The sequence below is a fragment of the Bradyrhizobium sp. SZCCHNS3052 genome, from assembly GCF_032484495.1.
In the GTDB taxonomy this organism is placed as follows: Bacteria; Pseudomonadota; Alphaproteobacteria; order Rhizobiales; family Xanthobacteraceae; genus Bradyrhizobium.
The window spans coordinates 1,396,903-1,411,093 of the sequence record NZ_JAUETB010000001.1 but is presented as its reverse complement, the minus strand read 5'-3'; the positions used below and the strand labels follow the sequence as shown (position 1 = coordinate 1,411,093).

Genomic DNA, 14,191 nt, shown 5'->3' with positions numbered 1-14,191 from the left:
GCCGGCCGAAACATACGAAAAAGGCGGAGAAAGGTGCTCTCTTTATTGGCCTGCGTTTTCGTGCTTACGTCCGCAAGAATTGACACCGGCAAGAGATATGTCCGCATATGACGGAAAAAATGAGAGGATCTTCCACTATTGATCTCGACCGGGTCGATCGGCGCATCCTGCAACTGCTGCAGAAGGACGGCCGGATGAGCAATGCCGAGCTTGCCGCCACCGTTCATGTCAGTCCGGCCACCTGCCATCGCCGCACCCAGCGCCTGTTCGAGGAGGGCTACATCAAGGGCGTGCGCGCCCAGATCGCGCCGGAGAAGGTCGAGCGCAGCGCGCTGGTGCTGGTCGGCGTCGTGCTCGATCGCTCGACGCCGGAGAGCTTTCGCACCTTCGAGGCGGCGATCCGCAAACTGAAATTCGTGCTCGATTGCCATCTCGTCGCCGGCGATTTCGACTTCTTCCTGAAGATCCGCGTTCGCGACATGCACGACTTCAACCGGATGCATGGCGACCAGCTGATCTCGCTGCCGGGCGTGCGGCAGACGCGCACGTTCTTTGTGATGAAGGAGGTGGTCGACAATGCGCCGCTCGATTTCTGAGCAGGCCGGGCATTGAACCGGTGGCGCCGCATCGGCGACTTACCAGCGCGTGAGCTCGCTCACATCAGCAACCGACATCGCGGAGACACGGATGAAAAGGCTGTTGGCCGTCGCGGCTTTGGTTCTGGCCAGCAGTGCCGCCGAGGCGCAATACGTCATCGAGTATGGCGGCAAGACGATCCGCATCGATCCCGACCGCGGCACCGTGCAGATCCCCGGCGTCTACGACAATACCGAGCAGAAGAAGACCAAGCGCACCAAGCGCGACCAGGACAATACGGCCAAGCCGCCTCCGGCGCCCACCGAGGCGGCGGTCACGCCGGCCCCGCCCGCGCAGGCTCCGGCTACGACCGCGCCCCCTGCTCCCGTCCCTGCGGCGCCCGCTCCGACGGCAGCCGCACCAGCGAGCCCGCCGGCGGCGCCTCCTCCCGTCCAGGCGGCCGCGCCACCGGCGCCGCTGCCGCCACCTCCGGCGGCCCCAGCCGCCAACGCCACGGCACCGGTTGCGCCGCCAGCCGCTGCAACGGCCGCTGCGGCTCCTGCTGCCGCGCCGGCTCCCGCCGCCGCGCCGCCGCCACCGCGGCCAGCCCAGACGCCTGCCGTGACCACGGCAGCCGCGCCGCCCGCCGCGGCGCAGACCGCCGGTCGCGATCCCAGCTCGCCGGTCGGCATCTGGTTGACCGAGGAGAAGGAGGGCCAGATTCGCATCGAGCCCTGCGGCACCAATCTCTGCGGCTACACCGTGGATGCGAAGACCAAGCAGAACGGCGAGCAGATCCTGATCAACATGCGGCCGAGCGACAAGGCCCAGGAGAAGAAGTGGACCGGCCGCATCTTCGATCCGAACAGCGGCAGCACCTACGATTCGACCATCGCACTGAAGGGGGCGGACAGTCTGCGCGTGCAGGGCTGCGCCTTCGGCGGCATGTTCTGCGGCGGCCAGACCTGGACGCGGGTGAACTGAGCCCGGCGCGCGACGCGCCTCCAAACGCAAAGCGCGCGGCCCTGCGACCGCGCGCTCGCACCGTTCTCAGTGATGTATCAGCCGACCGGGATTGCGTATTCCTCGTCGGTGACGTGCTCCATCCAGGTCACGTGCTCGCCATTGAGCGATTCATGCATCGCGACGTGGACCATGCCGGTGGTCGGCGCGGCGCCATGCCAATGCTTCTCGCCCGGCGGGATCCAGACGACGTCGCCGGCCTTGATTTCGCGCACCGGCCCGCCCTTGGCCTGCACCCGGCCGACGCCCTGGATGACATAGAGCGTCTGACCGAGCGGATGGGTGTGCCAGGCCGTGCGCGCGCCCGGCTCGAACGCGACGCGCGCCGAGGCGACGCGGGCTGGAGCCTGCGGCGTGATGATCGGGTCCTGCCAGACCGTGCCCGTAAAGCTTTCCGCGGCTGCGCGGCGCGTGGGGCGCGAGCCCGCGAGATAAACATCGACCATTGTTCTGCCTTTCCTGAAGCTGTGTCGTTGATCAATCGGCGCCGTGAACTACTTCTTCGACGCGGCGTAGCGCGCCTTGGTCTCGGCGTTCATCGGATAGAGACCCGGCAGCACCGCGCCCTTGTTCACCTCATCGACGATCCAGGCTTCCATGCGCTCCTGCTCGGGACCTTCCGCGAGCACGTGATCGAGCATCGCCTGCGGGATCAGCACGGCGCCATCCTGGTCGGCGACGATGACGTCGTTCGGAAACACGGCAACACCGCCGCAGCCGATCGCCTCGCCCCAGCCGACGAAGGTGAGCCCTGCGACCGACGGCGGCGCGGCGTACCCATCGCACCACACGGGAAGGCCGGTGCCGAGCACGCCTTCGAGGTCGCGCACGACTCCATCGGTGATCAGCGCGGTGACGCCGCGCTTGACCATGCGGGCGCACAGAATGTCGCCGAAGATGCCGGCGTCCTTGACGCCCATCGCATCGACCACGGCGATGCAGCCTTCGGGCATGGCCTCGATCGCGGTGCGGGTCGAGATCGGCGACGACCAGGATTCCGGGGTCGCCAGATCCTCGCGCGCCGGCACGAAGCGCAGCGTGAAGGCGGGACCGACCAGCCGCTTCTGTCCCGGGCGCAGCGGCTTGGCGCCGCGCAGCCAGACATTGCGCAACCCCTTCTTCAGCAGGACCGTGGTGATGGTCGCGGTGGTGACTTGAGACAGGGTGGCGATGGCTTCGGGAGTTAGGGACATCTTGAGACTGGCGCTCCAAACGGGCTGGCTGAAAAAGCAGGCGCATCTTGCGAGCGACGAAGGCGGCGTCAAGGGCATGCGCGGTGCGTCCGGCGCATGCGGGGCTTGCGTGCACCCGATAAGGCCTCCTTATCGCAAGACATCCGATTAATTTATTGAATTTTCGAGACTTTTTGCCTTGGACCCAATTCCACTGGCGCATGAAAACAGCTAGATGAGGAACACCAACGCGGATCACTTCGGACTCATGGCCGATCCTTTTCCACCTCCTCGCCTGCTGCCCAGCGGCGACAGCGCCGTCACCGTCGAGTTCAGCCGGACGATCGACGAGACCGCCAACCGCCGCGTCCTGGCGCTCGACCATGCGGTGGCAGCGGCCGGGATCGAGGGCATCACGGAGACGGTGCCGACCTATCGCTCGCTGCTCGTGCACTATGATGCAGGTGTGATCGACCACGACACCCTTGGAGCAAAGCTGTTGGCGCTGTCGGCCGGGTCGCTCGCGCCGGAAAGTGAGGTCAGGCGCTGGCGGGTTCCAGTCTGCTATGGCGGAGAGAATGGCATCGACCTCGAGGATGTCGCCAAGGCGTTGAGCCTCACGCCGGACGAAGTCGTCGCACGCCATATCGCCAGCACTTATCGCGTCGCAATGATCGGCTTCACGCCGGGCTGGTCCTATTTGTCCGGTCTCGATCCCACGCTGCAGATGTCGCGCCGCCAGAATCCGCGGCTCTGGACGCCTGCCGGCATCATCGCCATCGGCGGCATCCAGACCGGCATCCAATGCCTTGCCGGCCCGTGCGGCTGGCACCTGCTTGGCCGCACCGCGATGCGGACGTTTCAACTGCATCGCGAGCCGACCTTTCTGCTCGAGCCCGGCGACGAGGTCAGCTTCTATGCCGTTGACGTCAAGACCTTCGCGGAGCAGGAGCGCGCCGCCGAGGGCGGCGAGCTCATCGCCGAGCGGATCGCCGCATGAGCACGCTCGTCGTCTCACAGATCGGCCCGGCAAGCTCGGTCCAGGATGGCGGGCGTTTCGGCGCGCAGCGCTACGGGCTGACGCCGTCCGGCGCGATGGACAAGCTGGCGCTGGCGGCAGCCAACAGCCTCGTCGGCAATGAGCTGATGGCGGCTGCGATCGAGATCGGCCCATTCGGCGCGACGTTCGCGGCGAAGGGCGGCGCGGTGCGCGTGGCGCTCGCCGGCGCGCAACGGCTGGCGGATGTCGCCAAGCGGCAGGTCGAGATCAACACGTCGGTGACGCTGAACGACGGAGAGCAGCTCACGCTCGGCTTTGCGCGCGGCGGCTCGTTCACCTATCTCGCCATCGCCGGTGGCATCGCCGGCGAACCGATGTTCAACAGTCTCTCGGTGAATGCGCGCGCCGGGCTCGGCAGCCCCTACCCCCGCCCGCTTCAGGCCGGCGACGTGTTCGAAGTCGCGCCCGCCGGCGATGCGCCGGAACTGCGGATCGATCTGCCGAAAGCCGGCGGCGCGATTCGCGTCGTCATGGGACCGCAGGACGACGAGTTCAGCGACGAGATGAAAGCGCTATTCCTCGGCAGCGACTGGATGGTCTCGGCGACCAGCGACCGCATGGGCTATCGCCTCGAGGGGCCGCAGATGCGCCACCTGCACGGTCACAACATCGTCTCGGACGGCACCGTGGACGGCAGCATCCAGGTGCCCGGCAACGGTTCGCCGATCGTGCTGATGTCGGACCGCGGCACCAGCGGCGGCTATCCGAAGATCGCGACCGTCATCACGGCCGATTTCGGCCGCCTGGCGCAGACGCCGGCCGGCACGCCATTCCGCTTCAAGGCCGTGAGCATGGCCGAGGCGCAGGCCGAACTGCGTCGTTACAAGGATCTGCTGCGCAGCTTGCCCGGCCGCGTCACCGAGCTTGCGAGCAGCGACTTCAACGTCGATGCGCTGTTCACGGCCAATGTGGCCGGTCATGCCGTCAGCGCAACCGACGCCACCACCTGGCCCGGAGTCACTCCCGATTAGTTTGATCACATCTCACGTTGCTTCGGACCCATCAACGAGCGGACCCTGACATGACCAGCACCGTCGATCTGAACTGCGACCTCGGAGAGAGTTTTGGCCCGTGGGAAATGGGCAATGACGCCGCCATGATCGAGCTGGCGACGTCGGTCAACGTCGCCTGCGGCTTTCATGCCGGTGACGCTGACATCATGCGGCGGACGGTCGAGATGGCGAAGGCCAAAGGCGTCAGCGTCGGCGCGCATCCCGGCTATCGCGATCTGCATGGTTTCGGTCGGCGTCCGATGCCGGGGCTGAAATCATCGGAGATCGAGAACCTCGTCGCCTATCAGATCGGCGCCCTGCAGGCGATCGCCACCGCGGCCGGTCACAAGGTCACGCATGTGAAGGCACACGGCGCGCTGTCCAATGTCGCCTGCGAGGACGACATGACGGCGAACGCCATCGCCAAGGCGATCAAGGCCGTCGATCCGAGCCTGATCTTCGTCGTGCTCGCCAACTCCAAGCTGGTGACCGCTGGCGAGAAGGCCAATCTGAGGATGGCTCACGAGGTGTTTGCCGATCGCGCCTATGGCGACGATGGACTCCTGGTGTCGCGCAGCAAGCCCGGCGCCGTGCTGCACGATCCCAAGGTCATCGCCGATCGTGTGGTGCGCATGGTTCAGGACGGCGCGGTGATTTCGGTGACTGGCAAGGTGATGAAGATGCGGACCGACACCGTCTGCATCCATGGCGACACCGCCGGCGCGGTCGAGATTGCGCGGGAGGTCCGCAAGGCGCTCGACGCGGCCGCCATCACGGTCGCGCCGTTCAAGAGGTGATGAGAATCAGAACGGATGCGTGAAAGACGTGCCCAGGGTGATCGCGGCAATCAGCGCCATCGCGCTGTAGAAGGCAACCAGCGCGACGGTTGCGCCGCGTTCGCGAATGGCGCGGGCCTGGGGCATCTGTCGCAGGGGCGTGGATATCGTGCGCATGGCCGGTCTCCTGAAGTTCCGGCCATGAGAAAAGCGTTCCCGCGGCCGGGTGCAAGGCAACCGGCGAAATAACGACAAGCCCCCTGTTTCGGGTCCGCTTGGAACCAAAAAATTCTCGGCCGATGTTGCGACTGAGAATATTCTCCGCCGGGTTCCAGCTCAGTAGACGTCGAGCTGGAACCGGCCCTTCTTCTTGAGGTCCGCGACGAAACTCACCGCCTCGTCCGTCGAACGCGCGCCGAACTGGGCGACGATGTCGACCAGGGCGCGCTCGACGTCCTTGGCCATGCGCTTGGCGTCGCCGCAGATGTAGAGATGGGCGCCGTCGGCGAGCCAGGTCCACACCTCGCGGCCGACCTCGCGCATGCGGTCCTGGACGTAGAATTTCTTGTCGCCGTCGCGCGACCACGCCAGCGACAGCCGCGTCAAGAGGCCGGCGGTCTTCATGGCGTTGAGCTCGTCGGCGTAGAAGAAGTCGCAGTCGCTGCGCTGATGGCCGAAGAACAGCCAGTTCTTGCCCGGCGCGCCGGTCGCCCTGCGGTCGTGCAGGAACGCGCGGAACGGCGCGACGCCGGTGCCGGGGCCGACCATGATGATCGGCGTCTTCGGATCGGCCGGCAGCGCGAAGCCATGCGCCTTCTGCACATAGACGCGCAGCTTGTCGCCGGGATTGATCCGCTCGGCCAGGAAGGTCGAGGCAAGTCCCAGCCGCTTGCGCTTGCCAACGACGTAGCGGACGCAGTCGACCGTCAGCGACAGCTTGCCGGGCGTGGCATTGTGCGACGACGAGATCGAGTAGAGCCGCGGCTGCAGCGGCTCCAGCGCCTCGACGAAGGCCTCGGGATGCGGCCGGACGCCGGAGAACTTCTGCAGCACCGCCATCACATCGAGCGTCGCCGCGTCGCCATCGGGATCCTCGCCCTGCGCCAGCTGCCGCGCCTTCTCGCGGGTCGCGCCGCCGGTGATGAAGGAGATCAGCTCGAACAGCGAATCCGGCGCCGGCGCCAGCGAGACGTCCTCGAGCAGGCACTGCCGCAGCGGCTTGCCGTTCACCTCGGTCATGTGCGAGGCGCCGAGCAATGCGATAATCTGATCGACCAGGCCGAGATCGTTCTTGGCGAAGATGCCGAAGGAATCACCGACGACGTAGTCGATCCCGCTCTCTCCGAGATCGAACTCAATGTGCCAGGTCTCCTTCTCCGAGCCCGGCTTGTTGAGCAGGCGCCGCGACAGGAACGTCGCCTCGACCGGATTGTCGCGCGAGCGACCGGGCTCGCTGACGACGACGGAGACCGTGGCCGGCGCAGCCGCAGCGGGCTTGGCCGCGGCCGGAGCCTTGTCGATCTCCTCGTAGAGCGCCTTGAGCATCCGCGCGGTTTCCTTGCCGCCGGGGACGCACAGGTTGAGCCGCGCCTCGCTGCGATCGGCAATCGCATCCGAATAGTCGCTGCAATTGTAGCCGCATTGGCCGCAGTCCTGTTGTGCCATGGCCGCCATCATGCGCCGGCGCAGCGGACGGCCCTCGGCGAGCTTCATGCGCTCGCCGATCGGCATGGTCTGATCGTGCCATGGCGCCTCGCCGTCATCACCGTCGCCCGCGAGCGCGAGCACGGCGCCGTTCTGCGCCGGCGACAATGCCGTCGCGCCGTCGAGACCGAACGCTCCGGCCAGGAAACCGTTGAGCCACGAGCGCTGCGCCTCGGAAAATGGCGCCGTCGGAGGAATGATCTCGATCTTGGACATGGGCGTGATCTGGTTCATGCTGAGACCTCCGACGAAATCTGGGCTTCGGCGAGATTGCGCAGCGTTTCGCCGTCGTGACGACGTGCGAACGACAGGAAGGTCTCCTCGGGCGAGGCGCGATGGGCGAGATAGGCCTTGAGCAGCTTCTCGACGGTTACAGGCGCATCCGCCGCCTTGAGGTCACGATAGACCTCGCGGCCGATGTCGGCCTGCGGGCCGAAGCCGCCGCCGGCGAACAGATGATAGCCTTCGACCGTTTCATCGCCGTCACCAACCGGCACCTTTGCCGCGATCATGCCGATGTCGCTGATGTAGTGCTGGGCGCAGGAGTGATGACAGCCGGTGAGATGGATGTTCAGCGGCGTGTCGACGTCCACCCTGCTCTCGCACCAGTCGCCGATCTCGGCCGCATGTTTCTTGGTGTTGGATGCTGCGAACTTGCAGCCGGCGTTGCCGGTGCAGGCGATCAGTCCGGCGCGGATGTGCGAGGCCTTGACCGACAGTCCGATCTGCTCGACTGCGGCGCAGGCCAGCGCGACCTTGTCGTCGGGAACGCCCGAGAGCAGCAGGTTCTGCCAGACCGTGAGCCGGATCTCGCCGTCGCCGAGATCCGCAGCGACCTTGGCGAGCGCACGCATCTGATCCGTGGTCAGCTTGCCCAGCGGCAGCACGACGCCGATCCAGTTCAGCCCCTGCTGCTTCTGCTGGTGCACGCCGATATGGGCCATCCGGTCCGAATCGGGACGCGGCTCGAGCGCCTCGTCGGGGACGCGCGCCAGCTTGCGGCCGAGCCTTGTTTCAACGGCTTCCATGAATTTGTCGTGGCCCATGCTGTCGAGCACGTATTTGAGCCGCGCCTTGAGGCGATTGGTGCGGTCGCCGGTCTCGATGAACAGCCGCACGATGGCGTCGGCCAACTCGGTCGCCCGCTCCGGCTCGACGATGATTCCTGTCGGCTTGGCGAAATCCTTGTGTCCGGTGATGCCGCCGAGGCCGAGCTTGAACCACACGCCCGGCGCAACGCCGAATCCGTCCTTCACCTCGACCGCCGAGAACGCGATGTCGTTGGTGTCCTCCAACGCCGCGATCCGACCGGCGCCGTCGAAGGCGACATTGAACTTGCGCGGCAGGCCGTAGAGCGAGCGGTCGTTGAGGATGTGGAAGTGCCATTCGCGCGCGAAAGGACGCGTGTCCAGCAGCTCCTGCGGATCGATGCCGGCGGTCGGCGTTCCCGTCACGTTGCGGATGTTGTCGGCGCCGGAGCCGCGCGCCGTCAGGCCGAGATCCGACAGACCTTCCAGCAGCATCACGGCATGCTTGGGCGGGATCTCGCGTAGCTGCAGATTGGCGCGCGTCGTGACGTGGCCATAGGGACCGCAGAGCCGGTCGGCGAGGTCGGCAAGCCCCGCGAGCTGCCAATGCTTCATCACGCCGTTGGGAATGCGCAGGCGGCACATGTAGGAGTCCTGCGCCGGCGCGACATGAAACAGGCCGTAATAGCGCCAGCGGAAATTGTCCGCCGCGGACGGCGCAGCATTGCTGCGGGCCTGCTCCTTCAGCCGCTCATAGGCATCGAACGGGTGCAGCTCGCGCTTGACCTTCTCCTGGTCGGCGAGCTTGCGCCCGGATGCGATGACCTTGTCCTGCGCCTTGATGTGAATGGCGTCAGGCCCGGTCGGCTCGGCAATCGTCGTCGCGGCAGCAGCCTGCCCGCGGCCGGCCAGCGTGACCTTGAGGCCGGCGGCCAACCCCTCAAGGTAGCGCTTCTGCTCGTCGTTGAAGTCGACTGACAAGGGTTCGATTTTCATGATGGCGGACGAAGCTCCAGCGGCCAGGACGAATGGCGTTTGCGGATGGGACGAGGATCGCGTCGTCGAACGGCCGATGGGGGGGCGGTTCAAATGAGCGATCCGACCAGCTTCGTTGCTGCGGAAATCCGGTAATGGACTGCAGTCAGCGGCATCTGTGGCGGCTGACTGCACTGCAATATTCAAATTGCGTGCCAGCCGGGACAAGCAGGAAATGTAAGAGAATTCAGAGGGCTGCTCGAATCGGCGAACCCGCACTGGCAGGCTCAAGCCTTCAAACGCGGGCACTTCGCCCAAAATTTGATCGGCGGAGCGAGTTGCCCAAATTGAGTACTGAGTGGAAGACCTCAGGGCGTCCAGCGGCCGATCTTGAAGGCCTTGAGGTGGCCGATCACGTCGTCCGCCGCGAAAGGCGGACCTGCGAAGGCGCCGATGGCGCCATCCGTGCCGACCGCGGCCGTGCCCATCGCCGCGTCGTAGATGTCCGGCCGGAACACTCCCATGGCGGTGCCCAGGGCTTCAGTGCTGAGCGGCGTCTGGCCCCACCGCACCATCTGGGCATAGAGCCAGGCCGCCTGGATCTTCTCGGGCCGTCCCGCTTCTTCCCGGCCCACCAGCAGATAGCGCGAGCTTTCGCGGAAGGTGCCGTCCGGCGAGATTTTGAGGCGGCCGTCCAGCGTGCGCTGGAGCACCTCCGCATCGACGCCGATCCGCTCCGGCTGGGCTAGGATACGCGCGGCTTCTGCGTGGTTCTGCTCGATGAATTCGGCGGCCTTGGCGCAGGCGCGGACCAGGCCGGCGAGGGCGTCGGGATTCTTGTCAGCCCAGCTCTGCCTGACCGCCAGCACTTTTTCGGCCGCGCGCACCAGCACGTCAGACACGAAGTGGAGAATATGGCCGATGCCGAGATCGACCGCGATCGAGTTCCAGGGTGCTCCGACGCAGAACGCGTCGACGTGACCGTTGGCGATGCTCTCCACCATGTAGGGCGGCGGCAGCACCACGAGACGGACGTCCTCGTCGGGGTCGACGCCGCCTGCGGCCATCCAGAACCGCAACTGATAGTTGTGGGTCGAGAACGGGAACGTCATGCCGAACGTCAGCGGCTCGGCGCCGGCCTTGCGCCGTTCAGCGACGACGCGCGCCAGCGCCAGGGCCGTCGCCATCGGGTCGAAACGATCCCCCTCGAGGTGGGCCATGATCGCCGCATGCAGCGCTGGCGTCACGGTGATCGCGTTGCCATTCACTCCGAGATTGAAGGGAGCCACGATCGGCACCTTGACATGGCCGATGCCCAGGCTCGACGCAATGGCGACGGGAGCCAGCAGATGCGCCGCGTGGAACAGGCCGATGTTGAGCTTGTCGCGCACGTTCGACCATGACACTTCGCGGACCAGCGTGACATCGAGACCTTCAGCCGCGGTGAATCCGTTGTCGACGGCGACGATCAGCGCGGCGGCATCGACCAGCGGGATGAAGCCAATGCGAAGCGGGCCGGTCATTTCAACATCTCCGAGGCGGTCAGGATCGATTGCGCGATCTCGCCGATCTTCTTCTTTTCGCGCATCGCTGTGGAGCGCAACAGCACATAGGCTTCCTCTTCGGTGAAGCCCTTCATCTTCATCAGAATGCCCTTGGCGCGGTCGATCACCTTGCGGTCTTCGAGCGCGGACTTGGTGCGCTCGAGCTCGTCCTGAAGCTTGGAGAACGCATTGAAGCGGGAGATGCAGAGATCGAGGATCGGCTTGATCCGCTCCTTCTTCAGGCCGTCGACGATGTAGGCGGAGACGCCCGCCTCCACCGAGGCCTGGATCGAAGCCGCGTCGCTCTGGTCCACGAACATCGCGATCGGCCGGCGGACGGCGCGACTGACCTGGAACATCTGCTCCAGCACGTCGCGGCTCGGGTTCTCCAGGTCGATGACGATGACGTCCGGATCCAGGGCATAGATGCGCGCCAGGAGACCTTGCATCTCGCTGACATGCACGACGCCGGTAAAGCCCGCTTCCCGCAAGCCTTCCTCGAGGATGGCCGCGCGGATCGGGCTTTCGTCGACGATCACGATTTTAGGCGATTGCTCGGCGCTCATCGATCACCAGGTTGTCCGGGCCCTCACCCATAGCATGGACGTGGCCGCGTCAAAGCCTTGTCTTTCTGGGCAATTCGGACTAGCTGACGCCTATCTCATCAGGCAGTTCCAAGATGCAGCAGGGTTCGGCGCCCAAGATCAGCTTTGTTTCGCTCGGATGTCCCAAGGCTTTGGTCGATTCCGAGCGCATCATCACGCGCCTTCGCGCCGAGGGCTACGAGCTTGCCCGGAAGCATGACGGCGCCGACGTCGTCATCGTCAACACCTGCGGGTTCCTCGACAGCGCCAAGCAGGAATCCCTGTCGGCGATCGGCTCGGCCATGGCCGAGAACGGCAAGGTCATCGTGACCGGCTGCATGGGCGCCGAGCCGGAGCAGATCGAGCAGGCCTATCCCGGCGTGCTGTCGATCACCGGCCCGCAGCAGTACGAGAGTGTGCTGGACGCCGTCCACCGCGCATCGCCGCCTGCGCACAACCCTCATCTCGACCTGGTTCCTCCGCAGGGCATCAAGCTCACGCCCCGGCACTACGCCTATCTGAAGATCTCCGAAGGTTGCAACAACCGCTGCACCTTCTGCATCATCCCGAAGCTGCGTGGCGATCTGGTGTCGCGCCCCGCAGCCGACGTGCTGCGCGAGGCCGAGCGGCTGATCGCGGCCGGGGTCAAGGAACTCCTGGTCATTTCGCAGGACACCTCGGCCTATGGGCTGGACCTGAAATATGCCGAAAGCGCCTGGAAGGACCGCAGCGTCCGGGCTCGCTTCCTCGATCTGGCGCGCGAGCTCGGCGAGCTCGGCGCCTGGGTCCGGCTGCATTACGTCTACCCCTACCCGCATGTCGACGAGGTGATCGGCCTCATGGCTGACGGTAAAATATTGCCTTATCTCGACATCCCGTTCCAACATGCCAGCCCGAACGTCCTGAAGGCGATGCGCCGCCCGGCGGCGCAGGACAAGACGCTGGACCGGATCAAGGCGTGGCGGACCACCTGCCCTGACCTTGCGCTGCGCTCGACCTTCATCGTCGGCTTCCCCGGAGAGACGGACGCCGATTTCGCCTATCTGCTGGACTGGCTGGATGAGGCCGAGATCGATCGGCTCGGATGCTTCAAATACGAGCCTGTGGCCGGCGCGACCTCCAACGCCCTACCCGACCAGGTCCCGGACGCGGTCAAGCAGGAGCGCTGGGACGCCCTGATGGCTCGCCAGCAGAAGATCTCGGCACGCCGGCTCAAGCGCAAGGTTGGAACGCGTCAGCAGGTGATCATCGACGAGGTCGGGCCAAGCGTCGCCAAGGGCCGCACCAAGGCTGATGCCCCCGACATCGATGGCGCCGTTTATCTGTCCAGCCGGCGGCCGCTGCGTGTCGGCGAGATCGTCACGGTCAAGATCGAGCGTGCCGACGAATACGACCTGCACGGCACGGTTGCTGGGTTCTAGCGCGGCTCTGTCGCGTCTCGGGCCACCCGCCGGGAACTCGGGGTAATCGCAGACGGGCGTGTAAATGAGTCCTGGACCTGCGACCGCCCCTCAGTGCGAGGAGCCCGTGGTGCGAACCGACCAGAGATTCAGCAGGCGAAGCGCCTCGTCCTGCTTCAGTTCGAGATATTTGTTCTTGAGCTTGGTCAGCTCGTCGGGGGGCGTTGCACCTGAAACGAACCGGCTATCGAGGATCGCGGCAACCGTGACCCAGCTCAGTCCAGCGGCCTTGCACGGCACGAGAATGCCGTCGCTGCGCAGGCTCTGCATCAGCGGCCGTACCAGCTCGATACTGCATTTCGCGAGCTCCGCGATGGCCGCGATCGTCTCGCCGTAGCGCCGCTGGCGGGCAAATTCGAGCAACTCGGCCTCGGTGAGCTTTCCGCCCTGTTTGAGTTGGCCGATCGCCGCCTTGGCGCTGCCGCCGACGCGGTTTCGTGACATATCGCGCTCGGCGTCGAGCGTGGCCGCTGAAATGGCGCTGCGGATTTCCTCGTAGAGATGCGGCGGCGCCGAGGCGAGCAGGCGCACCCTCACCGCCTCCGTCGCGCGCTGCAACAGGGTCCTGCGCAAGGCTGCCGGCAGATCGGCGCGGATGCCGGCCGCGACCGTGAGCTCCGCATCTCCAGCCGCTTGCGCCACGATGGCGGCAAATCCGGCGGGAGACACCCGCGCGCCGGGATTCTTCATCAGTTGCCGGCTCACGCTCGGATAGCGTCGCGCGAGCAGCGCATCGGTGACGATCTCCTGCAGCCACCAGCGCCCGGCGATCGCCACCAGGTGCTTCTCGCTGCGCGTCTGCGCGATCTCGATCAGATCCTCGCTGCTCAGCCGCGGCGATTCCGAAAGCACCGGCCCCGCGACGGCGATGTCGTCATGATGAGCCAGCCGCCGGATCACGCCAGCCGGCGCCTGCGGGATCGGGGCAAGCTGGGCGCTGAGTTCGGCGAGTGCGATCCGGGCACCGACGTCGGCCAGCGCGCGCAGCTCGATGGTGTTGACGAGACGCTCGAAGACGTCGGCAAACACCGCGTGCTGCTCGATATCCAGGCTGCCGGCGGAGGCGACGAACAGGGAGGCGACCCGCTCGGCCACGCCGGAGCAGCGGTCGGCTGAGCCGGTGGCTATGGCCGCCTGCACTTCTTCGGCGATCGTGAGATGGGGGTTCGACATCGCTCATCCTGAGCAGCTTGCATTTTCAAGCTGGCCGGCAAAGTAAACGCAGCCGCTAAATGTTTGGTAAAGTTGTCACTAAAGCGCGAGACCCGAGATTGGATCGTGCGGCCTTCGCGCCGGC

Annotated in this window: 14 protein-coding genes; 6 read left to right on the top strand and 8 right to left on the bottom strand. The window is 65.9% G+C overall.

Translation table 11 applies throughout. The features are described from left to right. Positions 1-119 precede the first annotated feature (119 nt). Together QX073_RS06520 and QX073_RS06515 are read left to right on the top strand one after the other, a co-directional pair. Positions 120-596 (top strand): Lrp/AsnC family transcriptional regulator, encoded by a 477-nt coding sequence (locus tag QX073_RS06520; protein ID WP_316167956.1) that lies wholly within the window; start codon positions 120-122, stop codon positions 594-596. A gap of 91 nt (positions 597-687) precedes the next feature. Further along, entirely contained in the window at positions 688-1,560 is an 873-nt protein-coding gene (locus QX073_RS06515; RefSeq protein WP_316167955.1) for a DUF2147 domain-containing protein, read from the top strand. Positions 1,561-1,637: 77 nt separating this feature from the next. On the opposite strand, the gene QX073_RS06510 is transcribed toward QX073_RS06515, so the two are convergent. Beyond that, entirely contained in the window at positions 1,638-2,045 is a 408-nt protein-coding gene (locus tag QX073_RS06510; protein WP_316167952.1) for a cupin domain-containing protein, read from the bottom strand. A gap of 48 nt (positions 2,046-2,093) precedes the next feature. After that, entirely contained in the window at positions 2,094-2,792 is a 699-nt protein-coding gene (locus QX073_RS06505; protein ID WP_257164758.1) for a ribonuclease activity regulator RraA, read from the bottom strand. A gap of 247 nt (positions 2,793-3,039) precedes the next feature. Between QX073_RS06505 and pxpB the strand changes: the two genes are divergently transcribed. From pxpB to QX073_RS06490, 3 genes are read left to right on the top strand one after another with little or no spacing between them, the layout of a single operon-like run. Further along, entirely contained in the window at positions 3,040-3,771 is a 732-nt protein-coding gene (gene pxpB / locus QX073_RS06500) for a 5-oxoprolinase subunit PxpB (RefSeq protein ID WP_316167951.1), read from the top strand. Continuing rightward, positions 3,768-4,802: a biotin-dependent carboxyltransferase family protein gene (locus QX073_RS06495; RefSeq protein WP_315711977.1), complete on the top strand. Its 1,035-nt coding sequence runs from the start codon at positions 3,768-3,770 to the stop codon at positions 4,800-4,802. The genes pxpB and QX073_RS06495 overlap by 4 nt, the downstream gene beginning before the upstream one ends. Before the next feature lie 50 nt (positions 4,803-4,852). Beyond that, complete coding sequence (locus QX073_RS06490; protein WP_315711978.1) at positions 4,853-5,620, top strand: 5-oxoprolinase subunit PxpA; 768 nt, start codon at positions 4,853-4,855, stop codon at positions 5,618-5,620. A 6-nt stretch (positions 5,621-5,626) separates the two neighbouring features. On the opposite strand, the gene QX073_RS06485 is transcribed toward QX073_RS06490, so the two are convergent. The 5 genes from QX073_RS06485 to QX073_RS06465 form a co-directional block, all read right to left on the bottom strand. Next, positions 5,627-5,776 (bottom strand): hypothetical protein, encoded by a 150-nt coding sequence (locus tag QX073_RS06485; protein ID WP_315711980.1) that lies wholly within the window; start codon positions 5,774-5,776, stop codon positions 5,627-5,629. A gap of 159 nt (positions 5,777-5,935) precedes the next feature. Further along, complete coding sequence (locus QX073_RS06480; RefSeq protein ID WP_316185055.1) at positions 5,936-7,537, bottom strand: sulfite reductase subunit alpha; 1,602 nt, start codon at positions 7,535-7,537, stop codon at positions 5,936-5,938. After that, on the bottom strand, positions 7,534-9,327 hold the full coding sequence (locus QX073_RS06475; protein WP_316203606.1) for a NirA family protein: 1,794 nt from the start codon (positions 9,325-9,327) through the stop codon (positions 7,534-7,536). The genes QX073_RS06480 and QX073_RS06475 overlap by 4 nt, the downstream gene beginning before the upstream one ends. A gap of 347 nt (positions 9,328-9,674) precedes the next feature. Beyond that, a complete protein-coding gene (locus QX073_RS06470; RefSeq protein WP_316225473.1) occupies positions 9,675-10,829 on the bottom strand; it encodes a CmpA/NrtA family ABC transporter substrate-binding protein in 1,155 nt (384 codons plus the stop codon). Beyond that, positions 10,826-11,416, bottom strand: coding sequence for an ANTAR domain-containing response regulator (locus QX073_RS06465; protein WP_008965342.1), 591 nt, complete (start codon positions 11,414-11,416; stop codon positions 10,826-10,828). The genes QX073_RS06470 and QX073_RS06465 overlap by 4 nt, the downstream gene beginning before the upstream one ends. A gap of 113 nt (positions 11,417-11,529) precedes the next feature. On the opposite strand from QX073_RS06465, the gene rimO reads away from it, so the two are divergent. Then, the gene (gene rimO / locus QX073_RS06460) at positions 11,530-12,855 is read left to right on the top strand and encodes a 30S ribosomal protein S12 methylthiotransferase RimO (RefSeq protein WP_316185052.1); all 1,326 of its coding nucleotides are present in this window, start codon (positions 11,530-11,532) and stop codon (positions 12,853-12,855) included. 90 nt (positions 12,856-12,945) lie between these two features. On the opposite strand, the gene QX073_RS06455 is transcribed toward rimO, so the two are convergent. Continuing rightward, positions 12,946-14,067 carry a DUF2336 domain-containing protein gene (locus QX073_RS06455; protein WP_316225472.1) on the bottom strand — a complete coding sequence of 374 codons (1,122 nt, stop codon included), beginning with the start codon at positions 14,065-14,067 and terminating at the stop codon, positions 12,946-12,948. Positions 14,068-14,191: the final 124 nt, after the last annotated feature.